Source organism: Pseudothauera nasutitermitis (genome assembly GCF_004801295.1).
GTDB lineage: Bacteria > Pseudomonadota > Gammaproteobacteria > Burkholderiales > Rhodocyclaceae > Pseudothauera > Pseudothauera nasutitermitis.
The window spans coordinates 566,143-591,159 of record NZ_SSOC01000002.1 but is presented as its reverse complement, the minus strand read 5'-3'; the positions used below and the strand labels follow the sequence as shown (position 1 = coordinate 591,159).

At 65.5% G+C, this 25,017-nt stretch carries 31 protein-coding genes; 11 read left to right on the top strand and 20 right to left on the bottom strand.

What is annotated here, in order from left to right; all coding sequences use genetic code 11:
- Window positions 1-6: 6 nt before the first annotated feature.
- The 4 genes from E6C76_RS06880 to E6C76_RS06865 all read right to left on the bottom strand — a co-directional run bounded on the left by E6C76_RS06880 (window position 7) and on the right by E6C76_RS06865 (window position 2,832).
- Window positions 7-1,020: a FecR domain-containing protein gene (locus E6C76_RS06880; RefSeq protein WP_136347493.1), complete on the bottom strand. Its 1,014-nt coding sequence runs from the start codon at window positions 1,018-1,020 to the stop codon at window positions 7-9.
- Between the two features lie 10 nt (window positions 1,021-1,030).
- Window positions 1,031-1,537 (bottom strand): sigma-70 family RNA polymerase sigma factor, encoded by a 507-nt coding sequence (locus E6C76_RS06875; protein ID WP_136347492.1) that lies wholly within the window; start codon window positions 1,535-1,537, stop codon window positions 1,031-1,033.
- Between the two features lie 77 nt (window positions 1,538-1,614).
- Window positions 1,615-2,274: a leucine efflux protein LeuE gene (leuE, locus tag E6C76_RS06870; RefSeq protein WP_136347491.1), complete on the bottom strand. Its 660-nt coding sequence runs from the start codon at window positions 2,272-2,274 to the stop codon at window positions 1,615-1,617.
- Between the two features lie 84 nt (window positions 2,275-2,358).
- Window positions 2,359-2,832 carry a tellurite resistance TerB family protein gene (locus E6C76_RS06865; RefSeq protein ID WP_136347490.1) on the bottom strand — a complete coding sequence of 158 codons (474 nt, stop codon included), beginning with the start codon at window positions 2,830-2,832 and terminating at the stop codon, window positions 2,359-2,361.
- Window positions 2,833-2,964: 132 nt separating this feature from the next.
- Between E6C76_RS06865 and E6C76_RS06860 the strand changes: the two genes are divergently transcribed.
- Together E6C76_RS06860 and E6C76_RS22225 are read left to right on the top strand one after the other, a co-directional pair.
- Entirely contained in the window at window positions 2,965-3,909 is a 945-nt protein-coding gene (locus E6C76_RS06860; protein ID WP_168734263.1) for an SdiA-regulated domain-containing protein, read from the top strand.
- A gap of 110 nt (window positions 3,910-4,019) precedes the next feature.
- Window positions 4,020-4,511, top strand: coding sequence for a hypothetical protein (locus E6C76_RS22225; RefSeq protein WP_211090132.1), 492 nt, complete (start codon window positions 4,020-4,022; stop codon window positions 4,509-4,511).
- A gap of 304 nt (window positions 4,512-4,815) precedes the next feature.
- Here the strand turns inward: E6C76_RS22225 and E6C76_RS06850 are convergent, their stop codons facing one another.
- Window positions 4,816-5,265 carry a MerR family transcriptional regulator gene (locus E6C76_RS06850; protein ID WP_136347488.1) on the bottom strand — a complete coding sequence of 150 codons (450 nt, stop codon included), beginning with the start codon at window positions 5,263-5,265 and terminating at the stop codon, window positions 4,816-4,818.
- Window positions 5,266-5,355: 90 nt separating this feature from the next.
- Here E6C76_RS06850 and E6C76_RS06845 point away from each other — a divergent pair, with 90 nt between their 5' ends.
- Window positions 5,356-6,303, top strand: coding sequence for an SDR family oxidoreductase (locus E6C76_RS06845; RefSeq protein ID WP_211090131.1), 948 nt, complete (start codon window positions 5,356-5,358; stop codon window positions 6,301-6,303).
- A gap of 47 nt (window positions 6,304-6,350) precedes the next feature.
- On the opposite strand, the gene E6C76_RS06840 is transcribed toward E6C76_RS06845, so the two are convergent.
- The gene (locus E6C76_RS06840) at window positions 6,351-7,274 is read right to left on the bottom strand and encodes a LysR family transcriptional regulator (protein ID WP_211090130.1); all 924 of its coding nucleotides are present in this window, start codon (window positions 7,272-7,274) and stop codon (window positions 6,351-6,353) included.
- A 97-nt stretch (window positions 7,275-7,371) separates the two neighbouring features.
- Between E6C76_RS06840 and E6C76_RS06835 the strand changes: the two genes are divergently transcribed.
- Genes E6C76_RS06835 through E6C76_RS06820 form a run of 4 tightly spaced genes read left to right on the top strand, consistent with a single transcriptional unit; the run spans window position 7,372 to window position 11,138 of the window.
- Entirely contained in the window at window positions 7,372-8,610 is a 1,239-nt protein-coding gene (locus E6C76_RS06835) for an acyl-CoA dehydrogenase family protein (RefSeq protein WP_136347486.1), read from the top strand.
- Window positions 8,597-9,664 carry a phosphotransferase family protein gene (locus E6C76_RS06830; protein ID WP_136347485.1) on the top strand — a complete coding sequence of 356 codons (1,068 nt, stop codon included), beginning with the start codon at window positions 8,597-8,599 and terminating at the stop codon, window positions 9,662-9,664. Before E6C76_RS06835 ends, E6C76_RS06830 begins: the two co-directional genes overlap by 14 nt.
- A gap of 2 nt (window positions 9,665-9,666) precedes the next feature.
- Window positions 9,667-10,362: a histidine phosphatase family protein gene (locus E6C76_RS06825; protein WP_136347484.1), complete on the top strand. Its 696-nt coding sequence runs from the start codon at window positions 9,667-9,669 to the stop codon at window positions 10,360-10,362.
- A 23-nt stretch (window positions 10,363-10,385) separates the two neighbouring features.
- Window positions 10,386-11,138, top strand: a complete 753-nt coding sequence (locus E6C76_RS06820; protein ID WP_136347483.1) for an SDR family oxidoreductase — start codon at window positions 10,386-10,388, stop codon at window positions 11,136-11,138.
- Between the two features lie 249 nt (window positions 11,139-11,387).
- Here the strand turns inward: E6C76_RS06820 and E6C76_RS06815 are convergent, their stop codons facing one another.
- From E6C76_RS06815 to E6C76_RS06800, 4 genes are read right to left on the bottom strand one after another with little or no spacing between them, the layout of a single operon-like run.
- Entirely contained in the window at window positions 11,388-12,467 is a 1,080-nt protein-coding gene (locus tag E6C76_RS06815) for a saccharopine dehydrogenase family protein (RefSeq protein WP_211090129.1), read from the bottom strand.
- Entirely contained in the window at window positions 12,468-12,956 is a 489-nt protein-coding gene (locus E6C76_RS06810; protein ID WP_136347482.1) for a MerR family transcriptional regulator, read from the bottom strand.
- Complete coding sequence (locus E6C76_RS06805; protein WP_136347481.1) at window positions 12,953-14,392, bottom strand: coniferyl aldehyde dehydrogenase; 1,440 nt, start codon at window positions 14,390-14,392, stop codon at window positions 12,953-12,955. The genes E6C76_RS06810 and E6C76_RS06805 overlap by 4 nt, the downstream gene beginning before the upstream one ends.
- Before the next feature lie 16 nt (window positions 14,393-14,408).
- The gene (locus E6C76_RS06800; RefSeq protein ID WP_136347480.1) at window positions 14,409-15,377 is read right to left on the bottom strand and encodes an acetoacetate decarboxylase (ADC); all 969 of its coding nucleotides are present in this window, start codon (window positions 15,375-15,377) and stop codon (window positions 14,409-14,411) included.
- Between the two features lie 111 nt (window positions 15,378-15,488).
- Between E6C76_RS06800 and E6C76_RS06795 the strand changes: the two genes are divergently transcribed.
- The 3 genes from E6C76_RS06795 to E6C76_RS06785 are packed head-to-tail and all read left to right on the top strand — an operon-like array spanning window position 15,489 to window position 16,205.
- Complete coding sequence (locus E6C76_RS06795; protein ID WP_136347479.1) at window positions 15,489-15,686, top strand: oxidoreductase; 198 nt, start codon at window positions 15,489-15,491, stop codon at window positions 15,684-15,686.
- A gap of 19 nt (window positions 15,687-15,705) precedes the next feature.
- Window positions 15,706-15,906, top strand: a complete 201-nt coding sequence (locus E6C76_RS06790) for a hypothetical protein (protein ID WP_136347478.1) — start codon at window positions 15,706-15,708, stop codon at window positions 15,904-15,906.
- Window positions 15,907-15,929: 23 nt separating this feature from the next.
- Window positions 15,930-16,205 carry a hypothetical protein gene (locus tag E6C76_RS06785; protein ID WP_136347477.1) on the top strand — a complete coding sequence of 92 codons (276 nt, stop codon included), beginning with the start codon at window positions 15,930-15,932 and terminating at the stop codon, window positions 16,203-16,205.
- A gap of 17 nt (window positions 16,206-16,222) precedes the next feature.
- On the opposite strand, the gene E6C76_RS06780 is transcribed toward E6C76_RS06785, so the two are convergent.
- The 3 genes from E6C76_RS06780 to E6C76_RS22220 all read right to left on the bottom strand — a co-directional run bounded on the left by E6C76_RS06780 (window position 16,223) and on the right by E6C76_RS22220 (window position 18,261).
- On the bottom strand, window positions 16,223-16,846 hold the full coding sequence (locus E6C76_RS06780) for a TetR/AcrR family transcriptional regulator (RefSeq protein ID WP_136347476.1): 624 nt from the start codon (window positions 16,844-16,846) through the stop codon (window positions 16,223-16,225).
- 180 nt (window positions 16,847-17,026) lie between these two features.
- Window positions 17,027-17,833: an acetoacetate decarboxylase family protein gene (locus tag E6C76_RS06775; RefSeq protein WP_168734262.1), complete on the bottom strand. Its 807-nt coding sequence runs from the start codon at window positions 17,831-17,833 to the stop codon at window positions 17,027-17,029.
- A 227-nt stretch (window positions 17,834-18,060) separates the two neighbouring features.
- Window positions 18,061-18,261: a hypothetical protein gene (locus E6C76_RS22220; RefSeq protein WP_211090128.1), complete on the bottom strand. Its 201-nt coding sequence runs from the start codon at window positions 18,259-18,261 to the stop codon at window positions 18,061-18,063.
- A gap of 279 nt (window positions 18,262-18,540) precedes the next feature.
- Here E6C76_RS22220 and E6C76_RS06765 point away from each other — a divergent pair, with 279 nt between their 5' ends.
- Window positions 18,541-19,788 carry a nitronate monooxygenase gene (locus E6C76_RS06765; RefSeq protein ID WP_136347474.1) on the top strand — a complete coding sequence of 416 codons (1,248 nt, stop codon included), beginning with the start codon at window positions 18,541-18,543 and terminating at the stop codon, window positions 19,786-19,788.
- A gap of 42 nt (window positions 19,789-19,830) precedes the next feature.
- Here the strand turns inward: E6C76_RS06765 and E6C76_RS06760 are convergent, their stop codons facing one another.
- From E6C76_RS06760 to E6C76_RS06730, 7 genes are all read right to left on the bottom strand, one after another.
- On the bottom strand, window positions 19,831-20,325 hold the full coding sequence (locus E6C76_RS06760) for an ureidoglycolate lyase (RefSeq protein ID WP_136347473.1): 495 nt from the start codon (window positions 20,323-20,325) through the stop codon (window positions 19,831-19,833).
- Entirely contained in the window at window positions 20,322-21,338 is a 1,017-nt protein-coding gene (gene alc, locus E6C76_RS06755) for an allantoicase (RefSeq protein WP_136347472.1), read from the bottom strand. Before alc ends, E6C76_RS06760 begins: the two co-directional genes overlap by 4 nt.
- Before the next feature lie 49 nt (window positions 21,339-21,387).
- Window positions 21,388-22,116: an amino acid ABC transporter ATP-binding protein gene (locus E6C76_RS06750; protein ID WP_136347471.1), complete on the bottom strand. Its 729-nt coding sequence runs from the start codon at window positions 22,114-22,116 to the stop codon at window positions 21,388-21,390.
- The gene (locus E6C76_RS06745) at window positions 22,103-22,756 is read right to left on the bottom strand and encodes an amino acid ABC transporter permease (protein ID WP_136347470.1); all 654 of its coding nucleotides are present in this window, start codon (window positions 22,754-22,756) and stop codon (window positions 22,103-22,105) included. The genes E6C76_RS06750 and E6C76_RS06745 overlap by 14 nt, the downstream gene beginning before the upstream one ends.
- Window positions 22,756-23,424, bottom strand: coding sequence for an amino acid ABC transporter permease (locus E6C76_RS06740; protein WP_136347469.1), 669 nt, complete (start codon window positions 23,422-23,424; stop codon window positions 22,756-22,758). Before E6C76_RS06740 ends, E6C76_RS06745 begins: the two co-directional genes overlap by 1 nt.
- Window positions 23,425-23,490: 66 nt before the next feature.
- Window positions 23,491-24,285: a transporter substrate-binding domain-containing protein gene (locus tag E6C76_RS06735; RefSeq protein ID WP_136347468.1), complete on the bottom strand. Its 795-nt coding sequence runs from the start codon at window positions 24,283-24,285 to the stop codon at window positions 23,491-23,493.
- A 10-nt stretch (window positions 24,286-24,295) separates the two neighbouring features.
- Window positions 24,296-24,997, bottom strand: coding sequence for a FadR/GntR family transcriptional regulator (locus E6C76_RS06730; RefSeq protein ID WP_136347467.1), 702 nt, complete (start codon window positions 24,995-24,997; stop codon window positions 24,296-24,298).
- Window positions 24,998-25,017 lie beyond the last annotated feature (20 nt).

Sequence of the window (25,017 nt, the reverse complement as noted above, 5' to 3'; positions counted from 1 at the left end):
CGGGTGTCAGCCGCCGGGCAGCAGGCGGATTTCGCGCCGCCCCCAGAAACGGGTGACGCTTTCGCTGCGCAAGGCGTGCGAACGGGCCAGCGAGGCGACCACGTTTTCCACATCGCGCAGCGGATAGCTGCCGGACAGATGCAGGTCGGCGATTTCCGCGGCGCAGCTGAAACGGGTGGTGGTGTAGCGGCCCAGTTCGGCCAGCAGGGTGGCCAGCGGCATGTCGCTCGCCACCAGCATGCCGCGCTGCCAGCTGTCAGCATGCGGGGGCAGCGGCCGGGGCGGCGGCGCGTCGTCATCGCCGAAGCGCACCTGCATGCCGGCGGGCACGGTCAGCGCGGGCGTGCCGGCCCTGCGGGGCTGCACCGCCACGGCCCCGGCGAACACGGCCAGGTGCGTGTCGTCCTCGTGCAGGAGGACGCTGAAGCGCGTGCCCAGCGGCTGCAGCTGGCCGTGCGGCGTCTGTACCAGGAAGGGGCGGGGGCTGCCCCCGGGCGCGTTGTCGGCGGCCGTGGTGACGAGGATTTCCCCGCGCACCAGGCGCACCAGGCGCAGGCTCGCCGAATACTCGACGTCGACGGCGGAGTCGGTGTTGAGCAGCAGCGCTGTGCCGTCGGCCAGCTGGAGTTCGCGCTGTTCGCCCGGCGCGGTGCGATTGCCGGCGAGCATGGGCTGCCAGCGGACCTGTTTCTCGGCCAGCCACAGCCCGCCGCCACCACAGAGCAGCACCGCCAGGGCCTGCATGGCCCGGCGCCGGTGGCGCGGCTTGGCGGGCATCAGCGTCGCGCGGGCAAGCTGCGCCGAGCACGGGGCGGAAAGCTGGGAAAGGCCGCGATTGATGCTTTCGATGCGCTGCCAGGCGCGCTCGTGGTCCGGGTGGGCGGCGCGCCAGCGGCGCCAGGCTTCGCGCTGCGCCTCGGTGGCGTCGTCGGCCTGCAGGGCCACCTGCCATTCCACCGCCTGGCGGGCGATTTCGGGCGGAATCAGAGGGGTGCCGGGGGCGGCAAGCGTTGCATTCATCGTGCGTGCTTCAGTCTTCGTTGAGCGCGGCGAAATAGCATTGCTGCCCGGCCGCCACCAGGTAGCGCTTGACCGTGGTGAGCGAGATGCCGAGTTCGGCGGCCACCGCCGACTGGCTGAGGCCGTCGAGCTGGCAGAGCAGGAAGGCGCGCTTGGCGAGCGGGGGCAGGCCGTCGAGCATGCGGTCGATCTGGTCGAGGGTGTCGAACAGCAGCACGCTCTCCTCGGCGGACGGCGCGAGCGATTCCGGCAGGGCGGCCAGTGCCTGCAGGTAGGCCTGCTCCAGGCGCTGGCGGCGCAGGTGGTTGGCAAACACGCGCTTGGCCACGGTGGTCAGGAAGGCGCGCGGTTCGCTGGCCTCGATCGGCGTCTGCCGCGACAGCAGACGCATGAAGGTGTCGTGCAGCAGATCCGCCGCCAGGTGCATGCAGCCGGTCTTCTTGCTCAGCCAGCCCTGCAGCCAGGGCTGGTGATCGGTGTACAGCGTGCGGATTTCCTGTTTGAGATGCGTATTCATGCGATGCGGCGTCGTGGGAGATCACCCGGCGGATCGCTATTGATAATAATTCTTTTTATTGTTTTTGTGGGAATGGCTCAGTTGAGCGTGGCGGTGGCGAGCTTGGCGCCGAAGCCGATGAACAGTCCGCCAACCCCGCCGGTGGCTGCCGCCGCCAGCCGCCTGCGGCGGCGGAACTGGGCGGCCAGATAGGCGCCGCCGAAGATCAGCACGGAAAGATAGAGCGCGCTGACGATCTGCACGATGGTGCCGAGGATCAGGAAGGACAGGCCCGGATGGGCGTAGGCCGGATCGACGAACTGGATGAAGAAGGACACGAAGAACAGGATGGCCTTCGGGTTCATCAGACTGATCAGCAACGCGCCGCGGAACGGCCGGCTGGTGCTGGGTGCGGGGGCGGCGGCCGGGGGGGCGTCCGTACCAGGCTGCCCGCGCCGCCAGGAGCGCAGCGCGGCGCGCAGCAGATTCAGCCCTACCCAGGCCAGATAGGCCGCGCCGGCGTACTTGATGACCATGAACAGTTCCGGCGTGGCGCGCAGCACGGAGGCGGTGCCGGTGGCGGCCAGCACCATCAGCACCGCATCGCCGGCGAATACGCCGCAGGCCGCGCGATAGCCGGGGGCGATCCCCAGGCGCGAGGCCACTGACATCACGTACAGCGAGTTGGGGCCCGGCAGCAGGACGATGAAGATCGTGCCGAGCACAAAGGTGGGCAGATCAGTGACGCCGTAGAACATGAAAACACCAATGGGGTAGGGCGCGCAGCGCCAAGCAGCGATCTTAGCAAGCCGCGCGGCTGCGCGGCAGTGGGCGCGGCGGGCTCAGTCCGGCGCCAGCCCTGCGGCTGCGCGGGCGCGCTGCTTGGCGGCGACGAAATCCCCGCGCGGGATGTACAGCAGGTCGCCGAGCTTGAGCATCAGGTGGTTCTCATAATGGCTCAGGCGGCCGTCGGCGTAGGCCACGCGCCACAGGTATTCGACGATGCGCGCCTTTTCCGCCGCGCTGTAGCCCTTGTTGAGCTGCGAGGTGAAGCTGTACAGGTCGGGCGCGTCGCGCGAGGCGGCATGGGCTAGGTCGTACAGGCGCTCCAGTTCGTCGGCGTGCAGGTCGAACTGCGTGCGCAGCGCCGCCAGAATGGCCTCGCGCTCGGCCTCGCCAGTCTCGTCGTCGGCACGCATGACCTCCACCAGCAGCACTGCGGTGGCCAGTTGCAGACGGTGTTCGGCATCGGCCGGCTGGCCGGCGGGCAGGGGCTCGGCGAGGGCGCCGAACAGTTCCTTGAGGGTACGGAGCATGATGAGCGGGGTTGTGTGGCAGAACGCGAGTATCGAATGATCGGCGGCGGGGCGAAAGAGTTCCGTGCGCCGGGGAACTTCGCCTGCCTGCCGGCGTCAAGGCCGGGCGCGAACGGAAAGAGGAGTGGCGGATTGGACCGACGGAGCAGGAAGTGGTGGTGGGTGCTGGCGCTGGGTATCGTGCTGCCGGGGGCGGTGGCGGTGTGGAAGTACCAGCTCGTGGGCCTGGCCTACCACTGGGCGCAGACCTTGCGGAACGAGGCGCGCTGGTCCGCCGACGGCATCTGGCTGCCGGCCTACCGGGTCACGCAGGATGCGCTGCCGCTCGAAGGCATTGCCGACAATGCGTCCGGGCTGACCTACAACCCGCACACCGGAACCTTGTTCACGGTGATCAACAAACCGCCCGCGGTCGCCGAACTGAGCCGCGAGGGACGCGTGCTGCGCCAGCTGCCGCTGAAAGGGGTGGTCGACCCGGAGGGGATCACCCATATGCACGATGATCTTTTCGTGCTGGCCGAAGAACGCTCCCAGCAACTGATCGTGCTGCGCATTGCGCAGGATGCGACGGAACTCGACGCACAGGGCGCCCCGCGTCTGGGGCTGGCGGTGGACCTCAGCGGCAACCTGGGTTTCGAGGGGGTGTCCTGGGACCAGGAACGCCAGCGCCTGCTGGTCGCCAAGGAGAAGTCGCCGCTGCGCATCTTCGAGATCACCGGTCTGCCGGAGGCACTGGCGGGCAGCAGGTTCGACGTGCAGATCCGCGAATGGCTGGAATCCCGCTCGCCGGGGCTGTTCATGCGCGATCTGTCCTCCCTCACGCTGCACGAGCCGACCGGGCACATGCTGGTGCTCAGTGACGAATCGAAGCTGGTGGTGGAATACGATGCCGAAGGCGAGCCGGTGAGTCTGATGCCCCTGTGGCGCGGCCGCCACGGTCTTGCGCGCAGCGTGCCGCAGCCCGAAGGCATCGCGCTGGATGACCAGGGCGCCCTGTACCTGCTCTCCGAACCCAACCTGTTCTACCGTTTCGAGCGCCGCGAACCGGCCTCGTGGATGAAGGCGGCGGGGAACTGATCGGCATGCGCCGGACGGACTTCGCATTCGTCGCGGAAAATTGGCGATGAGTTGACTTTGTTATTTCATGAAAATGACAATGGCGAATCCGTACTTCCTGCCCCCTCGCCATGTCCGGTCCCGTCAGTCACGACCAGAACTTCAAGAACCTGATCCTCGACTACCCGCGCCAGGCGCTGGCCTTCTTCGCGCCGGGCGAAGCGGGGGGCATCGACGATTCGGTGCGCATCACGCCGATCCGCCAGGAACAGTTGAAGAGCCGTCTCGGCGACCGTTTCCATGAACTCGACGTGCCGCTGCTCGTTGAATGGCCGGATGGTCGGCGGGAAGCGCTGTTGTTCCTTTTCGAAGAAGAAAGCGATCCCGCCCGGTTTTCCATTCATCGGCTCGGCCGCTACTGCCTTGACCTCGCCGAACTGTGCAGAGGCAGGAAGGGCTCGAAGAAGGGATCGAACGCGGGCCGACAACCTCCTCGATGCGCACACGCTGGGCGAAGTGTTCGGCGAAGGCTGAGTCCGGATCGAGGAATCGCGGTGCCCTGCGACTGGTCGCGGGAAACGCGCAAAAAGCGGCCCCGGCGGGTTTCCCGTCGGGGCCGTTGAGTGCGGGTTCCGTCCGCATCCTCGGTACGGCTAATCGTTGGTGTATTCGCTGAAGCGGGTGCCGGGGATCGGCATCATCGCTTTCCGACAGCAGGGTCATTGCTCCGGTATTCCGGGCGACCGTGGTGTTGTAAGTCCGCGCGCCGACCCACGCATAGCGGCGTTCGCTGCGCAGGTGGCTGGCGGAAAGTTTCAGCATCCAGTCCATCTCGTAGACCTTTCCAGTAAGGAACCAGTGGATAAGCTCTAACGTTGAATGCAACTTCAATGTCAAGCGGCATATGCACCTTGGTGCGATATCCCTCTAATGGCGGCGACGGGCCCTCCTGGTGGCCGGGGCACTGTCCGCCTCGATCAACTGCATTTCCGACAGCACGCGCCGGGCGTTGGCGGCGCAATCCATGTCCTGCGGCTTGGCTTCGATCTGCGCCATCAGTTCGACCAGATGGGCCTTGCTTTGTGCGAGCTGGGCTTGCAGGGCCTCGATGTCCTGCACCTTGCGGCGCAGCGTGTCGAGCAGGGTGCCATGTTCCCAGCTGGCGAGATCGCTGGGCAACAGCGCACGCAGTTCGTCCAGACTGAAGCCCGCACGCTGCCCGGCCGCGATGAGCTTGAGCGCCAATACCGCGTCGTCGGGGTAGCTGCGGTAGCCGTTTTCCTGGCGCTCGACCGCCTTGAGCAGGCCGATGCGTTCGTAGAAGCGGATGCGCGAAGGCGCCAGGCCCGTGCGTTGCGCGAGTTCTCCAATTTTCATGATCGAGGTGTTCCGAGTGGCCACAGAGTTTGACATTAAACATTACTTCAAAGTTAACCTTGAGGCCATCGCACGACCAGGTGCAACTTCATGAAGGCGGACGCAATGCAGACGATATTGGGGGCGAACGGCCAGATCGCCGTGGAACTGGCGCGGGAACTCAAGCGCAAATACACGAACGACCTGCGGCTTGTGAGCCGCAACCCGCGCAAGGTCAACGACACCGACAGTCTGGTGTCCGCCAACCTGCTCGATGCGAAGCAGACCCTGGATGCGGTCAAGGGCAGCAGCATCGTCTACTTCACGGCCGGCCTGCCGCCGGACACGGCGCTATGGGAAGCGCAGTTCCCCACGATGCTGAAGAATGCCCTGGATGCCTGCCGCGTGGCGGGCGCGAGCTTCGCCTATTTCGACAACACCTACATGTATCCGCAGGATGCGCGGCGGCTGACCGAGGAAACGCCTTTTGCCCCGGTGGGCCGCAAGGGCAAGGTGCGTGCTGCGATGGCCTCGATGGTGCTCGAAGAAATGGCACGCGGCGTGATCCCCGTGCTCATTGGCCGGGCCCCCGAGTTCTATGGCCCAGGCAAGACGCAGAGCTTCACCAACGCGCTGGTCATCGAAAAACTCCAGGCCGGCAAGAAGCCGCGTGTGCCGGTGCGCGACGATACGCGGCGCACGCTCATCTGGACGCCCGACGCGAGCCGGGCGTTGGCGGCCCTCGGCAACGCGCCCGATGCCTTCGGCCAGACCTGGCATCTGCCGTGCTGCGACGACAGGCCGACGTACAAGGAGTTCGTCACGATGGCCAGCCAGGTTTTCGGGCGCGAGCCTTCCTATTCGGTCATCGGCAAATGGGCGCTGGCTGCGGCTGGGCTGTTCTCGAAGCAGGTGCGTGAGATCCAGGAACTGCTGCCCCGCTACGAGCAGGACAACCTTTTCGATTCCACGAAGTTCAAGCGCCGGTTCCCCGAGTTCGAGGTGACGACCTATCGGGAGGGCCTGGAGCTGATCCGGCGGGAGTGGTCGGGCAAATAGGTCTTCCGGCGTTCTATGAAAGGGGCAGTATGCCCCGCTTCAAAATCTCACGCCGCAGCCCCTGCGCCACGGCTTGGACGCCCCTTCGCGAACTGGTCGAACAAGGTATTCCTGAGCCAGGCATTGGCAGGGTTCTTTTCACGCTCCCGATGCCAGAACAAATGCAGTTCGACTGGAGGAATGGCGATGGGCAAGGTGTGGATGTGGTTGCCAGCAAGCGCATGGGTGGCAAGCGCCAAGCTGCGCGGAATCGTCAGCAGCAGATCACTGGCCGCCACCAGTTGGCATGCCGACTGGTAGTGCTGGCAACGCATCACCACGCGGCGCTCGATCCCTTGCCGCGTCAGTTCCCAATCCTCCAGGCTGGGGCCCGTGCGGCGTGCCGACACCGTGACATGGCCCGCCGCCAGATAGCCCGCATGGTCGATAGGTGCAGATGAGCGACTGACGACCACGAGTTCGTCGCGCATCAACAGCGCGTGTTGCAGGGATTCTTCGGCCACATGCGCCACGTCGATGGCGCAGTCCAGGCGGCCGGTGGCCAGGTCCGTCCTGAGAGTCGACCGGCTGACCCGCACGCTGGAGATTCGCGCCGCAGGCGCCTCCTTCATCAGCGCCTGCGTCAGCACAGGCAGCAGGATAGGCTCGACCTCATCGTTCATCGCCAGCGTGATCTGCTCGATGTCGCGTGCTGAGTCGAAGCGCGTGCCACGGTCGATGGCCCGCTGGAAAAAGCCCAGCCCATCCTCGATGTCCGGCCACATCTGCGTGGCCAGGGCAGTCGGCATCACGCCCTGGGCCTCCCGGACGAACAGCGGATCATCCAGTTGCTGGCGCATGCGTGCCAAAGCATGGCTGACCGCCGACTGGCTGATGCACAGGCGCTCGGCCGCGCGCGTCAGGTTGCGCTCCTGGTAAATGACCGCGAAGGCCCGGAACAGATTGAGGTCAAGCCGCGCCAAAGAGTTCATGCCATTACTATTATTCATGACTGTAAATGAAGATATATCACTTCACTCATCATAGAAGGTTCCCTAGGATCGCGACATACCATTACAGGGCTACACCATGCATTTCGATATCAGCCCCAAGGGGCAGGACTACCTCAATCGCGTAAAGGCCTTCATCAAGAACGAGATCGAACCCGTCGAGGCGGCGTTCTGGAGCGAAGTGACCGCCACCTGCCCGGGCGGCGACTGGCGCCAATGGCAGGTGCCGGCGATCCTCGAAGAACTCAAGGCCAAGGCTCGGGCACAGGGCCTGTGGAATATGTTCCTGCCCGATGAAACCCTTGGGGCCGGCCTGTCGATCAAGGACTATGCGTTGCTCGCCGAGCAGACGGGGCGAAGCCTGCTGGCGCCGACCGTGTTCAACTGCAACGCGCCGGACTCCGGCAACATGGAGGTGCTCTGGCGCTATGGCAGCGAAGCGCAGAAACAGCGTTGGCTGATGCCGCTGCTGGCCGGCGAGATCCGTTCGGTGTTCTGCATGACCGAGCCGCAGGTGGCCTCCTCCGACGCCACCAACATGCAGGCCACCGCCATCGTCGAGGGCGACGAGATCGTCCTGAACGGGCGCAAGTGGTGGTCCAGCGGCATTGGCGATCCGCATGCCAAGGTGGCGATCTTCATGGCCCACACCCCGGATGCCAGCAAGGACCGCCATCACCAGCACTCCATGGTGCTGGTGCCGCTGGATGCGCCCGGCGTGCAGATCGAACGCATGGTGCCGGTATTCGGCGACTACGATGCGCCGCACGGGCATGGCGAGGTGAACTTCAGCAACGTGCGGGTGCCGCTCGACCACTTCATCGCGGGCCCTGGCATGGGCTTTGAGATTGCCCAGGGCCGCCTTGGCCCGGGGCGCATCCACCACTGCATGCGTTGCATCGGCGCGGCGGAAAAAGCCTTGGAGCTGGCGATTGACCGCGGCACGCAGCGCGTCGCATTCGGCAAGCCGCTGCTGAGCCTGGGGGGCAACCGTGAGCGCGTCGCCGAGGCCCGGATCGCCATCGACCAGGCCCGCCTGCTCACCCTTTTCGCGGCCTGGAAAATGGACAGCGTGGGCACCTTCGCCGCGATGGGCGAAATATCCGCGATCAAGGTCGTCGCGCCCAACGTGCTGCAACAGGTCGTGGATTTCGCCATTCAGATCCACGGCGGGGCCGGGGTCAGCCGGGACGTGCCGCTGACGGCCTTCTTCAGCCAGGCCCGCAGCCTGCGTCTTGCCGACGGCCCCGACGAAGTCCACAAGAGCGTCATCGCCAAGATGGAAATCGCCAAGCGAGCCAGCCATGGCGACCGTTGACCAGGGGGGCGCCATTCGCCCCGGCGAGGAACTCGACGTGGCGGCCGTGGATCGTTGGCTCAAACAGCAGGACGGCACGCTGACCGGCCAGCCCAACGTCACCCAGTATTCCGGCGGTGCCTCCAACTGGACCTACCGGCTGGAATACCCCCACCGCGACCTGATCCTTCGCCGCCCGCCGGCAGGCACCAAGGCCGCGGGTGCGCACGACATGGCGCGCGAGTATTTCATCCAGACCAGGCTCAAGCAGGCCTACCCGGCCGTCCCGGCGACGGTGGCGCTCTGCCAGGACACGTCGGTGATCGGCTGCGACTTCTATGTCATGGAGCGGATCGCGGGAATCATCCCGCGAGCCAACCTGCCGCGTGAACTGGACTTCACTGCGCCACGTGTGCGCGAGCTGTGCCTGAACGTGCTGGACCAGCTCATCGCCCTGCACCAGGTGGACTACCGCGCCGCCGGACTCGAATCGCTGGGCAAGGGCGCCGGCTACTGCAGGCGCCAGGTCGAGGGCTGGAGCGGCCGCTACGAGAAAAGCCTGACGTGGAACGTGCCGCGCTTTCGCAAGGTGCGCGCCTGGCTTCAGGCCCATGTTCCCGAGGACAGCCGCACCTGCGTCATCCATAACGACTGGCGTTTCGACAACGTGGTGCTGTCCGCGCAAGAACCCACCAGGGTCATCGGGGTGCTGGACTGGGAACTGGCCACGCTGGGCGACCCGCTCATGGACCTCGGCAGCATGCTGGCCTACTGGGTGCAAGCCGACGACAACGCCGTGATGCGTGCGGCGCGCCGCCAGCCGACCCATCTGCCCGGCATGCTGACGCGCCGGGAGGTCGTCGATTACTACCTCGCCAAGACCGGCCTCACTGTGGACAACTGGGTGTTCTACGAAGTCTTTGGGCTGTTCCGCCTGGCCGTCATCGCCCAGCAGATCTACTACCGCTACCACCATGGCCAGACCCGCAATCCGGCCTTCAAGCATTTCTGGCTGATGGTGCATGCCCTGTATTGGCGCTGCCGCAGGCTGATCCGCCAGAGCCAAAGGCGCTGAACATGCCACGCATCATCCTGGTTCGTCATGGGCAGGCCTCTTTCGGTGCAGCGGACTACGACTGCCTGTCCAGCCAAGGCGTCGAGCAGGCCAGACATCTGGGCAAGGTGCTGCACGCGCGTGGAGAGAACATCGACGCGCTCTGGTGCGGCACGCTGCTGCGCCACCAGCAGACCGCAGCAAACCTGTTGCAGGGCAGCGCGTGGGCACTGGAGCCTAGGAGCCTGGCAGGCTTCGACGAATTCGACCATCAGCAGGTGATTGCCCGGTACGAGCCCCGATACAGCAACCACCAAACGATGGTCGACGAGATCGGCGCTGCGACCGATCCGCACGAAGCCTTCGCCAGGATGTACGGCAAAGCCCTGGCACGCTGGTATGGCGGCACGGCTGACAGCGATTACGACGAACCCTGGAACCGTTTCCAGACCCGGTGCCAGTCCGCGCTGGAACAGGTGATCGACCGGGCCGGGCGCGACGAGACGCACCTGGTGGTCACCTCCGGCGGGGTGATCGCCGTGCTTGTCCAAGCCATGCTGGGCCTGGGCAACGCAGCCACGATGCGGATCAACTGGACACTGGCCAACGCGGGCATGACCACCCTGCAAGCTGGCAATACACGCCAATGGCAGCTCCTGAGCCTGAATGAACACTCGCACTTTCGCGGCCACCACCGTTACCTGCTGACCTGGCGCTGAAGGCCAGGCAAGACTCAACCACCATGACACAAGCACGCAAAACCGTTCTGATCACCGGCGCCAGTTCCGGGCTTGGTGCCGGCATGGCCCGGCAGTTCGCCGCGCGGGGCTACGACCTGGCGCTCTGCGCCCGCCGCACGGAACGCCTGCAAACGCTCCAGCATGAACTGCGCAGCGCCTACGGCGTGGCGGTCGAAATCGAGGCCCTGGACGTCAACGAGCATGCCCAGGTGTTCGCGGTCTTCACCGCCTTCGCCCAGCGGTTCGGCCGCCTGGACCGGGTCATCGTGAATGCGGGTATCGGCGAAGGGCGGCGCATCGGCACCGGCCATTTCGCCGTCAACAAGCGCACCGCCGAAACCAACTTCATCGCAGCCCTGGCCCAGTGCGAAGCCGCCGTGGAAATCTTCCGGCGGCAAAACAGCGGGCACCTGGTCGTCATGTCGTCCATGAGCGCCAAGCGCGGCCTGCCCAGGCATCTGACCACCTACGCCGCCAGCAAAGCGGCGGTGGCCCACCTGGCCGAAGGCATCCGAGCCGAACTGCTCCAGACGCCCATCCAGGTCAGCACCCTCTACCCGGGCTACATCCGCACCGAACTCAACGCCGGGGCGAAGAAGCTGCCCTTCGAGATCCCCGAGGCGCTGGGCTGCCAATACCTGGTGCAAGCCATAGAGCGCGCGCCGCACGAGGCCTGTGTTCCTGGCTGGCCCTGGGCCCTGGTAGGCAGGTTGATGCAGATGCTGCCTCTGCGCTGGGTGGCCCGGTTCAGTTGAGCCAACCCGATGGTGGACGGCGCCTCGCAGGAACCCCCAGGACCTCATGTCCAGGGGCGAACAAGGCACTTGACCTTCAATTCAGGTTCAACCCTGGAGCCATGCCGTCTGCAAGAAGGAAAGAGCCACGCAGGCATCCGCAAGGCGCCAACGCCCCAGCGGCCGACAACACCCACGCAACCATCCACACACGCCAAACGACATGAACGCCCTGTTGGTTGGTCACTTCAGGTCGATTCGACCATCCACCTAGACGATCTGTAGAGGCCCTGATCCGGGCAGGCGCGTCACCAGATCGGCGCCCACCAGCCTGGCCGGCGTGTGGGCGCCGCCCGTGGGCCGGGCCGTCATCAGGTGTTCGACCACGGCCAGCGAGCCGGTGATGGTCAGGCTGTAGCCGTTGGCGGTGCGGATGCGCGCGGTCTTTTTCTCTCCGCGCGCATTGGTGGCCTCGCCCCAGACGAAGGTGGGCATCTGCTCGCGCTTTTCCTCGCTGGGCCCCTTCACCGTTCTGGCGATGTGCGCCTTGATCAGCTTCTGCACCCACGACAACCCCAGCAGCGGCCGGACATAGTTGGCGCGCCTGGCGCTGGCGATCATGCGGGGCGAGCCTGGAATGAATGCCTGAATGTTCGGAATGCCGGTGGTGTGGTAGGCGGTGGATACGTCGCCCCAGGGAATGGTCATCGCGTCTTTCTCCCCGTCGCCGAAGTCGATGCGGCGCACCTCGTAGGCCAGCGACACGGTGACGATCTGCCCGTCGCGGCGCACCTTGCCGCCTTGGGCCAATCCCTCTACCGAGGTCTTGGCGGTGCCGGGCGAGAAGCCCGAGCGCGAGTCGAAACCCAGCGCGAGATGCGTGGCATCCGGCAGCGCCGCTTTCAGCGCGGAGGCCACGCAGTCGGTGGGGATGACGTCGAAGCCCACGCCCGGGCACAGCACCACGCCGGCCTCCCGCGCGCGGGCATCAAGCGACTGCGCGTGCTCGAACACGGCAATCTCGCCGGTGATGTCCAGGTAATGCGCACCCGCGCGCAGGCAGGCTTCCATCATCGGCGCGGCGGTGGCCGAGAACGGGCCGGCGCAGTTCAGCACCAGCGCATGGCCCTGGATTTGTGCGGTCAGCGCCGTCACGTCATCGAGACCGAAAGCACGCGCCTCCAGCCCCAAGGTGCGCGCCAGCGCCTCGACGCTTTCGCGCCTGCGGCCCGCCAGCACGGGCTTTAGCCCGCGCCGCGCCGCTTCGCGGGCGATCAGTTCCCCGGTGTAGCCATTCGCACCGTAGATCATCCAGCGCATGTGCTCGGGACTTCCGCTTTGCTTGCTCATTCATCGCTCCTGTTTGGGAGATGGAACAGATCTGACGGCGGGAACCGTCATCGCTTGCTCAAGGCCGGGCGGCTGCTCTGGCTGCACGCCGAGTTGCATTTCTGACAGCACTCGCCTGGCATTCGCGGCGCAATCCATGCCGACAGGTTTGGCTTCAATTTGGGCCAGCAGCGCAAGCAGGTGCGCTCTGTTCTCGGCAAGCTGCACTTGCAATACCTTGATGTCCTGCACCTTGCGGCGCAGGGTGCCGATCAGGTCACCGTGTTCCCAGGTGACCAGGTCGTCAGGCAGCAGCGCGCGTAGCTCGTCCAGGCTGAAGCCTGCTTTCTGCGCGCTCGAAATCAGCCGGAGCACGAGAACCGCATCTTCGGGATAGCTGCGGTAGCCGTTGGCCTGCCGCTCCACCGTCTTCAGCAGGCCAATGCGCTGGTAAAAACGGATACGCGACGGCGCGAGGCCCGTGCGCTGGGCGAGTTCTCCGATCTTCATTGCGATGACGTCTTGTTTTTTCCCAGCGTGAACGAGATGGCCATGTCGGCGAGCTTGCCGAACGGCGCGTGCAGCAGGCCGGGGAAGTTCCAACGGCCCTGCACGAAGACACCCTTGGCATGGCTCATCGCACGGAAGCCCTCGATGCCGTGGTAGGCCCCCATGCCGCTGGGGCCGACGCCGCCGAAAGGCAGATCGTCCTGCGCCACGTGCATCAAGGTGTTGTTGATGCCCACGTTGCCCGACGTGGTACGCGCCAGCAGCCGGGCGCAGTCACCGTCCTCGGCACCGAAGTAGTAGAGCGCGAGCGGGCGAGGCCGCGCGTTCACGTAGGCGATAGCTTTGTCGATGCTGCCGTAGGTGCGCACGGGCAGGATGGGGCCGAAGATTTCCTCCTGCATGAGGGGCGCTTCGTCGCCCGCGTTGACGACGAGCGTCGGCACCAGGGTGCGCTCGCGCCCAGGCAGGTGGGCGGGGCGTTCGCCCACCTCGATCACGCGGGCGCCATTGCGGCGCGCGTCATCGACCAACCCGCGCAGCCGGTCGTAGTGGCGGTCGCTGATGATGGTCGTGTAGTCGGGGCTGGCCGGGCCGTCCGGGTAGAAGCGTTGCACCGTGGCGGTGTACCGGGCGATGAACGCCTCCAGGTCGTCTTCGTGTACCAGGGCGTAGTCCGGTGCCACGCAGGTCTGGCCGGCGTTGGACAGCTTGCCGTACACCAGGCTCTGCACGGTGCGGTCGTTGACGTGGCCGCACGCCACGATGGCGGGGCTCTTGCCGCCCAGCTCCAGGGTCACGGGCACCAGGTTGTCACTGGCGGCGCGCATCACCTTGCGGCCCACCTGCGTGCTGCCGGTGAACAGCAGGTGGTCGAACGGCAGTGCGCTGAACGCGGCGCCGACCTCGGGGCCGCCCAGCACCACGGCCACCTCCTCCTCGGAAAAGGCCTCGGCCAGCATGTGCCGCAGCGCCTCGCTGGTGCGCGGGGTCAGCTCCGAGGGCTTGAGCATGGCGCGGTTGCCCGCGGCCAGCGCGGTGGCCAGCGGCACCAGCGTGAGGGAGATAGGGTAGTTCCACGGCGCCATCACGCCCACGACACCCAGCGGCTGGTATTCCACGTAGGCGCGCGCCGCGCGGTAGAAGAAATGCACATGGCGGCGCTCGCGCTTCATGAAGCGGCGCAAGTGGCTGGAGAGGTAGTCGATGGCCTGGACGACGCAGGCCAGCTCCATGATGTCAGTCTCATGGCGCGAACGGTTGCCGAAATCGGCGCTGACCGCATCCTTGATCGCTTCGCGGTGCGCGAGCACGGCGGCGCGCAACCGGGCGAGCCGGGCCTTGCGCAGCGGCAGGCCCGGCGGGCCGTCGTGCAGGAATGCGTGGCGTTGCCGGTGCAGCAGGTCGGCCATGCGGGTGCTGTCTTCATCGAGCGTCATGATGTTTCTCCGGCGGTTAGGGCTTCAGCGGCTTGGGCGCGTACAGCGCCGCCTGGAAGTTGGGCACGTACTCGTACTTGACCATCTTTCCCAGCTTCAGCGACTCGATGAAGCGCGAAAGGCTGCCGTCCGTCAGCGTGAGCTTCACGGCGTCCGCGCTGGACGTGCTGGCGTGTCGCAACTGGCGGGAAGTGCTGTAGCCAGTGGTCAGTTGCCCTTGCTGGTCGATGTTCGTGAAGCGGGTCGTCACCCGATTTTCCTTGCTGGAAGAAACGTCGAGCTTGCGCGTCTGAAGCGTGACGTCCAGCGCCTGGGTTTCGCTGTCGAAGATTTTTACGACGACGTTGTTCTCATCCTCGTTGTAGTCGATGCGCGTCAGCCACTTGGGCAGGTTGTAGCCAACCACGCCGCGCACCTCGGCCAGTTCGGTATCGACGGGCAGCTTCAGCACGTAGCCCCAGAAGTCATCGGAAAACGACTGACCCATCAAGGAGAACGGCCCCCAGCTCGACGAGCCGGGTTTGTTGGTGACGACGGACAGGCCGATCTCGTTGTAGCGGTCGTTGTCGCAGTAGTGGTAGGCGTAGGCGGTCAGCGCGACAACGCCCCGGCCCGGCCACACTTGCAGCGGCTGCACCTGTTCCAGAACCTCGGGCGGCATCAACTCGCGCAGCCGTGCCAGATCGGCGGTGAAGATGGCCGTTACACGGCTGTTTTCGTAATAGAAGTTCGGCGAATAGCTTTCAAAGCCAATATCGACCTTTTCCTTGGCGATCCCCTTGAACCAGCTCAGGTCGGTGCCCGGCGACTCGGCGGCGATGACGGAAAGCGGCGGATTGGAGCGGAAGCGATCGTACAGGCCGCCTTTCACCACGGGGACATCGTGGTCACCGATCTTGATTACTGTGGTCTCGGTCGCTTGCGCGAATGTAGCCGCAGCCAGCAGGCATGCGCCGAAGATGGGGGCCAGGGAAGTGATTTTCATAGTGTTGCCTCGGAGATGAAATGACATCACCGCAGAGCATAAGTTTTAAGTTAACTTCAAGGTCAACCCCCTCGTGTCAGCTCACGCTCAATCGAGCATTCCGCCTCGACGATGTGCCGCTACCTGCTCAGCCAGTTTCTTTCCCCGATCACAAACAAAGGGCAAGACCAGTGGGGCGGTTCGGTCGAGAATCGGGCATGGCTGCTGGTCGAGATCGTCAAAGGCGTTCGGGCCAGTGTGGGCAAGCAGTTCGCAGTTGCAGTCAAGATCAATTCAGCGGACTTTCAACGCGGGGGTCAGTTCGGATGATGTCAAGAGGGTCATCGAGATGCTCAATCCCCTGGGGGTCGATCTGATCGAACTGTCAGGCGGCAGCTACGAGGCGCCCGCCATGCACGGGCAGGCCCGCGACGGTCAGACCCTGGCACGTGAAGCCTACTTCCTGGAGTTCGCCAGGGACATCTCATCGGTGGCGACGATCCCGATCATGGTCACCGGCGGCATCCGCCGATTGCAGAACAGGTCTTGAACAGTGGAATAGAGATGGTGGGTATGGCCACTGCATTGGCGATGGACCCACATCTGCCGAAAGTGTGGCGTGAAGGTGCTCGGAATGCACCGATGATGCGAGGCATCACCTGGAAGAACAAGGTGCTTGCATCCATCGGCTACATGGCGATGGTGAAGCATCAGATGCGTCGGTTGAGTCTGGGGCGGACGACCAATCCCAACGTGTCTCCTGTGTGTGCGCTCCTGGAGCAACAGGTGGACACTGTCATTCGCAACGCCAGATACCGCCGCTGGATTCGGCGCCTGTCACAGGCTTGACGCTGCAGCCAACGGAGTCATCCGTTGGCTGCGCCTCGCGCAATGCCGATCATGTAGTCGATCATCTGGTCTTGCTGTTTGCACAAATGCACGCCCGCACGGTCGAGTTCATGGTGCAGGGCCAGTCCACTGAGCATCGACAGCAGGGCCTCGGCGACCATTTCGGCATCAATTTCCCCATGGAACTCACCCGATGCACGCCCATCCAGAATCAAGTGGATGATCTTCGTGCTCAGCGCCTGGTAGTAGGCGCGTATCTCATCTATGCCTGAATGGTGCCTGGCCACGGCCTCGATGACGGACAGAAGCAGCCCGTCCTCTCTGCTCATGCGTTCGAGCAGAAGTGCCAGTGTCTTTCGCAGGTTTTGCGTCGCCCCGGCATCGCCATCGACGATATTGTCGATGGCACTCAAGGTCTGACTGGTGAATTCACGGATGAGTGCCAGCCTGATTTCCTCTTTTGAAGCGAAGTGGAAGTACACACCGCCCTTCGTGAGTTGCGCGGCATCCGCGATGTCGCTCACCGACGTTTCCGTGTAGCCCCGCCTGGCAAAGCAAAGCTGGGCGGCTTTCAGGATGGCCTCTCGCCGCACCGATTCCGGCAATTTTCTCCGGGTACTTTTCTTCGGCGCATCGGGCAAGGTGAGTTTCCTTCATCAAGCAACAGGGAGGCGCCTGATTCTATATGGAGCCTCCCGGATCATTCATGAATTTTGTCAGCACCCCTCCGACTTGTCTGGCGTGCTGGCGTCGGCGCATAACACCCTAGCAGTTTTCTGCGCCCGCGCCGACATCGGGCGCGGGCAGCAGATGCTTGCGAATCAACAAGGCATGAGATCCGAGTCCCACTTGAGGAACGCATGGGGACGGAAGTTATCCGGATCAATCTCGGCGACAACCGAACCTTTCAGCATGGCATTGTCCCCCACGGTGTACATGGCACCCAGGATCTTGACCACCTCCACTTCCGCCCACGGATCATCCAGCGAGAACGCGAGGTTGACCGTGGCCTTGCCGACCTGGAGGGCCTTGGGATGGATGACGGTTTCCTGCCGAACCAGCCTGGGGCTGAACTCGAAGCCCGAACTGTCAGGCGTGATGAAATGCTTGACGTTGTAGGAAAGCCCACGGACCTTGCCATCGGCCGTGCTGGTGGAAAGCATGAACTGCTGCATGGCCTCGGCGTCATTGAACGGCGCATCCAGGTCGGCACTCAGCTCCACGAAGCGATGACCCTTGCGCTCGACCCAGCCCTGAACCCTGGCGCCCTCCTTGGCGAAATGGAAGGTCGCCATCTTCTTCGGAAACCCGAATACCTCACGCCCTCCCGCCATGGCAATGTCGTTGTCGACGGGCATCGACAGACAGTAATTGCCCTCCTCGCCGTTGTAGGAGGCGCGCACGAACAAGGCGGCCTCGTGGTAGGTCACGCCAAAGTTGGTGGCCGGGTACCACCCGATGAAGGCGAATGCCAATGGCGCTGCTGCTGGCTTCAGCGGTGCGGGCAAGAGCCGCTCGATGATCTCTGGCCTGGTCTCCCAGGCAACCGTCAGCATCTCGGCCCCAAAGAAGTCAACCGACTCCCTTTTCTTGCTTTCGATTTCATCAATGGTCTTCACGAAGCTCATTTCAGTTTCCTTTCGATTCGTATGGAGGGATTCGTCGGAAGGGCTCGAATGGCTCCCCTGGGGGCCTTGAGCATGAACAGTCCGCTCAAGGACAGGGCACACCCGGAAGGTCAAACAATACATACCGACCAGTCGGAATGTATTTGAGCATTGTGATGTGGTCAACGGGGAATTCCGTGTGAACCACTCAAGTCTGGGGGGCAGATGGCACCGGCCACACGCGAGCCTCAATCGGGGAGCTTTGCAATGAGCACGACCAAGAAGCTGCGGCTCGGGCTGCTGCCCAGGACCGAGAACGTCAAGGTATCCTGCGCGAGGTCGGCGGCCTGCTGCGAGCAGCCGACCTCGCGCCCCAGCCAGGCGAGCAGCCAGCCGTGGTGGTCCTGGTAGAGCGTGGAAATCGATTCGGGCGTTGCCGCGCTGCTCACGCAAATCTCCGGGGAAAAGCGCCGCCGGGCGATGGGGTGGCTCGCCTTTATTATTGCGAATCGTTCCCATTTTTTGATTTGCCATGCGACGTCAAATCGTATGCAAGGCGGCCGGGTGAGGCCGGGGAGGGCAGATCGGTCTGGCGCTTCCAGCCTGGCGGGGGCATGGCGTCCCGTGCATGGGAACAGGCCGGGGGCTGTGGTTCTGCTGCTTGCCCTAGATAGAAAGCACGTTCCGGGCGATAATCGCGGGCTACGCCTGGAGGGGATACCGAAGTAATGAAGCGTGTGGACGATTTTCGCCTGATGTTCGGCAAGCAGGAGTTCGTGCCGATCATGATAGGCGGCATGGGGGTGGACATCTCGACCGCCGAACTCTCGCTGGAGGCCGCGCGGCTGGGAGGCATCGGTCACATCTCGGATGCCATGGTCCCCACGGTCACCGACCGCCGCTTCAAGACCAAGTACGTCAAGAACAAGCTGCAGCAGTACAAGTTCAACGTCGAGAACTCCGACAAGTCGGTGGTGCAGTTCGACCTGGGCCTGCTGGCCGAGGCCACCGCCCTGCACGTCGGGCGCACCATGGAGGCCAAGCGCGGCCCCGGCATGGTGTTCATCAACTGCATGGAAAAGCTGACGATGAACGCCCCCAGGGAAACCCTGAAGGTGCGCCTGACGGCCGCGCTGGATGCGGGCATCGACGGCATCACGCTGGCGGCCGGCCTGCACCTGGGTTCCTTTGCGCTGATCGAGGACCATCCGCGCTTCCGCGACGCCAGGCTGGGCATCATCGTCTCGTCGCTGCGCGCGCTGCAGCTCTTCCTGAAGAAGAGCGCGCGCACCAACCGTCTGCCCGACTACGTGGTGGTGGAAGGCCCGCTGGCCGGCGGCCACCTGGGCTTCGGCATGGACTGGTCGCAGTACGACCTGGCCACCATCGTCGCCGAGATCCGCGCCTGGCTGCAGGCCGAACAGCTCGACATTCCGCTGATTCCCGCCGGCGGCATCTTCACCGGCAGCGACGCGGCGGCCTTCCTGGAGGCCGGCGCGGCCGCCGTGCAGGTGGCCACGCGCTTCACCGTGACCAAGGAGTGCGGCCTGCCGGAAGACGTGCAGCAGGAATACCTGCGCGCCAGCGAGGACGACATCGAGGTCAACCTGATTTCGCCCACCGGCTATCCGATGCGCATGCTCAAGGGCAGCCCGGCGATCGGCAACGGCATCCGCCCCAACTGTGAGGCCTACGGCTACCTGCTCGATGCCAAGGGTAGCTGTCAGTACATCGATGCCTACAACCGCGAGATGGCGCAGTTGCCGGAGGGCATGAAGGTCAAGGTGTGGGACAAGACCTGCCTGTGTACCCACATGCGCAATTTCGACCTGTGGACCTGCGGGCACTACACCCACCGCCTCAAGGACACCACGCGCAAGGACGAGGACGGCCGCTACCGCATCCTCTCCGCCGAGCACGTGTTCCACGACTACCAGTTCTCCACCGAGCACCGCATCGCCCTGCCGGAAGCCTGAGTCTTCCGCGTGCGCACGCCGCCCCGTGCGGGGCGGCGGCGTTCAGCCGAGGTCGATGTACACCGCTTCGTCCAGCGTGATCTCGTCGCAGTTCGCGCCGGGGCCGGCGCGGTCGATCACCAGGAAGTCGCTTTCCGCCTGCAGCGCCAGCAAGGGGTGGTGCCACACCCCGGCGGCGTAGTTCACGCCCTGGTCCGCGCGCGCCAGGAATACCCGCAGATTCTCCGTGGCCGGGCGTTCGCCCGGCGGCGCCACGACCACCAGATAGGGCCGGCCCGAGAGCGGCATGAAGGCCTGGCTGCCGCGCGGGTGGCGCTCCAGCATGCTCACCTCGAAGGGCAGCGCGCGTGGCTGGGCGCGGAAGATGGACACGATGGCGTGCCCGTCCTCGCCCGGATCGATGCGCGCCAGATCGTGGTAGCGCACCGTGCTGCCCTGGTTGATGGGGAACTGGCGCGTGGCGGCGCCGGCCTCGATGACTTCGCCGAACGGCGCGAAGGCCGCCGCGTCCAGCGCCGTGGCGCGCAGCGGCTTCATGCGGCCGGCGTGCCCCACAGACGCACGCGCGACAGGCCGCCGTCCGGGATCACGTTGATGCGCACATGGGTCACCGTGCCCAGGGCCGCCAGTTCGGCGGCGAACTCGTGGATGGCGTCGGCGGAAAGCTTCTGCTCCGGCAGCAGGATGGGCCAGAACATGCTCTGCGCGACGATGGAGCGCTCGTCGCCGCCTTCCACGCGCGCGGCCTGGATGCTGGCGCGGTCCGGGTAGTTGCCCTTGTAGTGCGCGGTGTCGAGTTCCACGCGCGCGATGCTGCCCGGCGCGCCCAGCGCGACGATGCACCAGTCGTTGCCCGGTTCGCGGCGGCGGCGGGTTTCCCAGCCGTCGCCCATGTCCACGCCGCGCCCGGGCAGCAGCAGATTGGCCACCGAGCCGTAGTGCGAGTCGTTCCAGGCCACCGCGTAGCCACCGTTTTCCAGCGCGGCGAGGTCGTGCAGGCCGTTCCTGCCGGCGCCGTCGAAACGCGCCTGCGGGCGGCCATAGACGCGCAGGCGGGCGATGCCGCCGTCCGGATAGATGTGCACACGCAGATGGGTCCAGGTGCCGGCGGATTCCACCTTGAGCACGTGATGGGCGTTCGGCCCCAGGCCGGTGGACGCCAGCACGGGGGTCCATTCCAGTTTGGCGAGTTCATCCGGGTCGTCGGTGGCGGCGGAAACCGCCTCGATGGCCACGGCGGGCGCGTAGTTGCCGGTGAAGTGGGCGGTGTCCACGTCGAAGCCGTAAATGACGCCGGGGCGGGCCAGCTTGACCAGGCACCAGTCATGGCCGGCGGTGCGCTTGCGGCGGGTTTCCCAGCCGTCCATCCATTTGCCGTTGTCGTCGTACTTGCCGGGGATGAACACCGCCGGTTCGGGGTTGAGCATGCGCGAGACGTCGGCGAAGAAGTCGTCGCTGGCGTACAGCGCGCGCGCGCCCAGGCGCGGGTCGGCGAGGTTGACCGAGCGGCGGGCCCAGTCGGGCAGGTCGGCGGGGGGGGCGATCAGCATGGTCGTGGTGTTCCTGTTGCGGGGTTCGTCGGGTAAGGGACCGGCGGGCTTACATGACCGCGCGGGTGAAGTTTGCCAGTTCGGGCGTCTGCGGGTCGGCAAGGATGATCCTGGGGTCGCCGCTTTCATGGATGCGCCCGTGGTGCATGAAGATGAGCTTGTTGCCCACGTCGCGCGCGAAGCGCATTTCGTGGGTGACCATGATCAGCGTCATGCCCTCGGCGGCCAGTTGCTGCACCACCGCCAGCACTTCATTGACCAGTTCCGGGTCCAGCGCCGACGTGATTTCGTCGCACAGCATCACCTTGGGGCGCATGGCCAGCGCGCGGGCGATCGCCACGCGCTGCTGCTGGCCGCCGGAAAGCTGGTCGGGGAAGGCGTGGAACTTGTCCGACAGGCCGACCTTGAGCAGCATCTCCTTGGCGATGTCTTCGGTTTCCTTTTTGGATAATTTCTTCACCACGGTGGGCGCCAGCATGACGTTCTGCCCGGCGGTCAGGTGCGGGAACAGGTTGAACTGCTGGAATACCATGCCGACCTTCTGGCGCAGCGCGCGCAGGTCGCCCTCGCCGTGGTGCAGGGCGGTGCCGTCGACCACCAGTTCGCCCTCGTCGATGCTCTCCAGGCCGTTGATGGTGCGCAGCAGGGTGCTCTTGCCCGAGCCGCTGCGGCCGATCAGGGCGATCACGTCGCCTTGCTCGACCTGCAGGTCGATGCCCTTGAGGACGTGGTTGGTGCCGAAATGCTTGTGCAGGCCGGAAATGCTAACGAGCGACATGGAATTTCCTCTCCAGGCTTTTCGCGTAGAGCGACAGGGGATAGCACAGGGCGAAGTAGCCGGCGGCCACCAGCCCGAACACCAGGAAGGGCTGGAAGGTGGCGTTGGCCAGCATCGAGCCGGTCTTGGTGAGTTCGGTGAAGCCGATGATGGAGGTCACCGCCGTGCCCTTGACCACCTGCACCGAGAAGCCGACGGTGGGCGCGATGGCCACGCGCAGCGCCTGGGGCAGGATCACGTGGCGCATCTGCTGGGTGAAGCCCAGCGCCAGGCTGGCGGAGGCCTCCCACTGCCCGCGCGGCACGGATTCCACGCAGCCGCGCCAGATTTCCGCGAGATAGGCGCTGGTGAACAGCGTGAGGCCCAGCGCGGCGGCCAGCCAGGGCGAAACGTCGATGCCCGCGAGCGGCAGGCCGAAGAACACGATGAAGAGCTGCATCAGCAGCGGCGTGCCCTGGAACAGTTCGATGTAGCCCTTGGCCAGCGCCTGCGCCACGCGGTTGCGCGCCATGCGCAGGAAGAGCACCAGCAGACCGGCCGTGCCCCCCAGCACGAAGGCGATCAGCGACAGGGCCAGCGTCCACTTGCCGCCTTCCAGCAGGTTGCGGACGATGTCCCAGGTGGTGAATTGGACGAACATCAGCGCGGCCTCCCGACGATGAAGCGCTGCCCCAGGCGCATCAGCAACTGGCGCACCAGCAGGGCCATGGCGAAGTACAGGGCGGTGGCGAGGAAGAAGGTTTCGAAGGCGCGGAAGTTGCGCGACTGAATGAAGTTGGCCGCGAAGGTGAGTTCCTCGGCGGCGATCTGCGAGCACACCGCCGAGCCCAGCATGACGATGATCACCTGGCTCACCAGCGCCGGCCACACGCGCGCCAGCGCGGGGCGCAGTACCACGTAAACGAAGGTCTGCGCGCGGTTCAGCGCCAGCGAGGCGGCGGCTTCCATCTGTCCGTGCGGAGTGGCTTCGATGCCGGCGCGGATGATCTCGGTGGAATAGGCGCCCAGGTTGATCACCATGGCGAGAATCGAGGCTTCCCAGCCGGAGAGCTTGACGCCCAGCGCGGGCAGACCGAAGAAGATGAAAAACAGCTGCACCAGGAAAGGCGTGTTGCGGATGGCCTCCACATACACGCCGAATGCGGCCGAAAACGGCTGGATGCGCCACGCGCGGCAGATGGCGCCGAGCACACCGAGGGCGATGCCCAGCACGGCGCCGGCGGCGGTCAGGCCCAGGGTGGCGGCCGCGCCCTGCAGCAGCAGGTCGGTATGCGCCAGCACCGGGGCGAAGTCGAACTGGTAGGCCATGGATCGTCCTGTGGCGTACGGGAAGAGATGGCCGGGCGCCGCACGCGGCGCCCGGCGCGCGGCGGCTTACAGATCGGCCGGCAGGGGGGCCTTCAGCCAGCGCTGGGAGACGGCTTCCAGGGAACCGTCGGTCTTGGCCTTGGCGATGATTTCATTGACGCGGGTGAGCAGGGCGGACTGGCCCTTGGCCACGCCCACGTAGCACGGCGAGTTCTTGATGAGGAACTTGGCGGACAGGCGGCGCAGCTTGGTCAGGTCATTGACCGCCGCGGCCACCACGTTGCCGGTGGCGATGAACTGCACCTGGCCGGTGAGGTAGGCGGAGATGGTGGCGTTGTTGTCCTCGAAGCGGCGGATGGTCACCTTGTCGGAGGCGATCTTGCTCAGTTCCAGGTCTTCCACCGAGCCGCGGGTCACGCCCACGGTCTTGCCGTCCAGGTCGGCGACCGTTGCCACCGCCGCATCCTCGGGGCCGAACACGCCGTTGAAGAAGGGCGCGTAGGCGTCGGAGAAATCGATCACCAGTTCGCGCTCGGCGTTCTTGCCCAGGCTGGAGATCACCAGATCAGCCTTGCCGGTGGTCAGGAAGGGGATGCGGTTGGTGCTGGTCACCGGAATCAGCTCCACCTTCACGCCCAGCTCCCTGGCGATCAGCGCGGCGGTGTCGATGTCGTAGCCCTGTGGCTTGAGGTCGGTGCCCACGCTGCCGAAGGGCGGGAAATCCTGCGGCACGGCGACGCGCAGCGTGCCGTTGCGCTGGATGTCGGCCAGGGTGTCGGCGTGGGCGGGCAGGCTGGCGCAGGCCAGCAGGGCGGCACCGGCGAGGGCGCTGCGGAGGAAGTTGCGGCGTTGGTTGGACATGGCAAGGCTCCTAGGGACGGGGGGAAGAAGGGGTGTCGGGTCTGGCGAAGTCGATGCCTGTTCGTGCCGCGGCCGAATCCAGATGCGCGCGCATGGCCCGCGCCGCCGCCGCGCCGTCGCCCGCCTCGATGGCCGCGAGGATGGCGCGGTGCTCGTCGGCGGGCGCCCACATGCCGCCCACGTCGGCGAACGGCAGGCGCAGGCAGTGGGCGATCTGGGCGGAGAACTGCGCGGCCGCCGCGCGCATCAGCGGATTGCCGGACAGGCCCGCCAGGCGCAGGTGGAAGCGCAGATCCATCTCCGAGGCGTGCACCAGATCGCCGGCCGCCAGCGCGTTTTCCATTTCCTGCTGGATGGCGTGCAGTTCCGCGTGGTCGGCGGCGCTGGCGCGCTGCGCGGCGAGGCCCGCCCAGGCCGGTTCGAGCGCCTGGCGGAACTCGAACAGGGCGTTGGGCGGCACCGCCGACGGCCCGGCGGGCACGTGCTCCGGATCGGCCTTGCGGCCCCAGGTCACCAGCACGCCCTTGCCCGCCTGGGCGCGCACCAGGCCGAGGGCTTCGAGCATCGAGACGGCCTCGCGCAGCGAGGCGCGGCTGATGTTCAGGCTCTCGGCCAGTTCGCGCTGGGCGGGCAGCATCGCGCCCTGGGCGAATTCACCCGAGACGATGCGGCGCTGGAGGGCTTGGGCGGCAATGCTGGAGACGCTGGGCATGGACGATGGATGCGCTGATT

What these genes read in the sequence shown, in the direction of transcription:
- E6C76_RS06880 (WP_136347493.1), bottom strand. Translation starts at nt 1,020, where the DNA reads ATGAATGCAACGCTTGCCGCCCCCGGCACCCCTCTGATTCCGCCCGAA.
- E6C76_RS06875 (WP_136347492.1), bottom strand. Translation starts at nt 1,537, where the DNA reads ATGAATACGCATCTCAAACAGGAAATCCGCACGCTGTACACCGATCAC.
- leuE (WP_136347491.1), bottom strand. Translation starts at nt 2,274, where the DNA reads ATGTTCTACGGCGTCACTGATCTGCCCACCTTTGTGCTCGGCACGATC.
- E6C76_RS06865 (WP_136347490.1), bottom strand. Translation starts at nt 2,832, where the DNA reads ATGCTCCGTACCCTCAAGGAACTGTTCGGCGCCCTCGCCGAGCCCCTG.
- E6C76_RS22225 (WP_211090132.1), top strand. Translation starts at nt 4,020, where the DNA reads ATGTCCGGTCCCGTCAGTCACGACCAGAACTTCAAGAACCTGATCCTC.
- E6C76_RS06850 (WP_136347488.1), bottom strand. Translation starts at nt 5,265, where the DNA reads ATGAAAATTGGAGAACTCGCGCAACGCACGGGCCTGGCGCCTTCGCGC.
- E6C76_RS06845 (WP_211090131.1), top strand. Translation starts at nt 5,356, where the DNA reads ATGAAGGCGGACGCAATGCAGACGATATTGGGGGCGAACGGCCAGATC.
- E6C76_RS06840 (WP_211090130.1), bottom strand. Translation starts at nt 7,274, where the DNA reads ATGAACTCTTTGGCGCGGCTTGACCTCAATCTGTTCCGGGCCTTCGCG.
- E6C76_RS06835 (WP_136347486.1), top strand. Translation starts at nt 7,372, where the DNA reads ATGCATTTCGATATCAGCCCCAAGGGGCAGGACTACCTCAATCGCGTA.
- E6C76_RS06830 (WP_136347485.1), top strand. Translation starts at nt 8,597, where the DNA reads ATGGCGACCGTTGACCAGGGGGGCGCCATTCGCCCCGGCGAGGAACTC.
- E6C76_RS06825 (WP_136347484.1), top strand. Translation starts at nt 9,667, where the DNA reads ATGCCACGCATCATCCTGGTTCGTCATGGGCAGGCCTCTTTCGGTGCA.
- E6C76_RS06820 (WP_136347483.1), top strand. Translation starts at nt 10,386, where the DNA reads ATGACACAAGCACGCAAAACCGTTCTGATCACCGGCGCCAGTTCCGGG.
- E6C76_RS06815 (WP_211090129.1), bottom strand. Translation starts at nt 12,467, where the DNA reads ATGAGCAAGCAAAGCGGAAGTCCCGAGCACATGCGCTGGATGATCTAC.
- E6C76_RS06810 (WP_136347482.1), bottom strand. Translation starts at nt 12,956, where the DNA reads ATGAAGATCGGAGAACTCGCCCAGCGCACGGGCCTCGCGCCGTCGCGT.
- E6C76_RS06805 (WP_136347481.1), bottom strand. Translation starts at nt 14,392, where the DNA reads ATGACGCTCGATGAAGACAGCACCCGCATGGCCGACCTGCTGCACCGG.
- E6C76_RS06800 (WP_136347480.1), bottom strand. Translation starts at nt 15,377, where the DNA reads ATGAAAATCACTTCCCTGGCCCCCATCTTCGGCGCATGCCTGCTGGCT.
- E6C76_RS06795 (WP_136347479.1), top strand. Translation starts at nt 15,489, where the DNA reads ATGTGCCGCTACCTGCTCAGCCAGTTTCTTTCCCCGATCACAAACAAA.
- E6C76_RS06790 (WP_136347478.1), top strand. Translation starts at nt 15,706, where the DNA reads ATGCTCAATCCCCTGGGGGTCGATCTGATCGAACTGTCAGGCGGCAGC.
- E6C76_RS06785 (WP_136347477.1), top strand. Translation starts at nt 15,930, where the DNA reads ATGGCCACTGCATTGGCGATGGACCCACATCTGCCGAAAGTGTGGCGT.
- E6C76_RS06775 (WP_168734262.1), bottom strand. Translation starts at nt 17,833, where the DNA reads ATGAGCTTCGTGAAGACCATTGATGAAATCGAAAGCAAGAAAAGGGAG.
- E6C76_RS06765 (WP_136347474.1), top strand. Translation starts at nt 18,541, where the DNA reads ATGAAGCGTGTGGACGATTTTCGCCTGATGTTCGGCAAGCAGGAGTTC.
- E6C76_RS06760 (WP_136347473.1), bottom strand. Translation starts at nt 20,325, where the DNA reads ATGAAGCCGCTGCGCGCCACGGCGCTGGACGCGGCGGCCTTCGCGCCG.
- alc (WP_136347472.1), bottom strand. Translation starts at nt 21,338, where the DNA reads ATGCTGATCGCCCCCCCCGCCGACCTGCCCGACTGGGCCCGCCGCTCG.
- E6C76_RS06750 (WP_136347471.1), bottom strand. Translation starts at nt 22,116, where the DNA reads ATGTCGCTCGTTAGCATTTCCGGCCTGCACAAGCATTTCGGCACCAAC.
- E6C76_RS06745 (WP_136347470.1), bottom strand. Translation starts at nt 22,756, where the DNA reads ATGTTCGTCCAATTCACCACCTGGGACATCGTCCGCAACCTGCTGGAA.
- E6C76_RS06740 (WP_136347469.1), bottom strand. Translation starts at nt 23,424, where the DNA reads ATGGCCTACCAGTTCGACTTCGCCCCGGTGCTGGCGCATACCGACCTG.
- E6C76_RS06735 (WP_136347468.1), bottom strand. Translation starts at nt 24,285, where the DNA reads ATGTCCAACCAACGCCGCAACTTCCTCCGCAGCGCCCTCGCCGGTGCC.
- E6C76_RS06730 (WP_136347467.1), bottom strand. Translation starts at nt 24,997, where the DNA reads ATGCCCAGCGTCTCCAGCATTGCCGCCCAAGCCCTCCAGCGCCGCATC.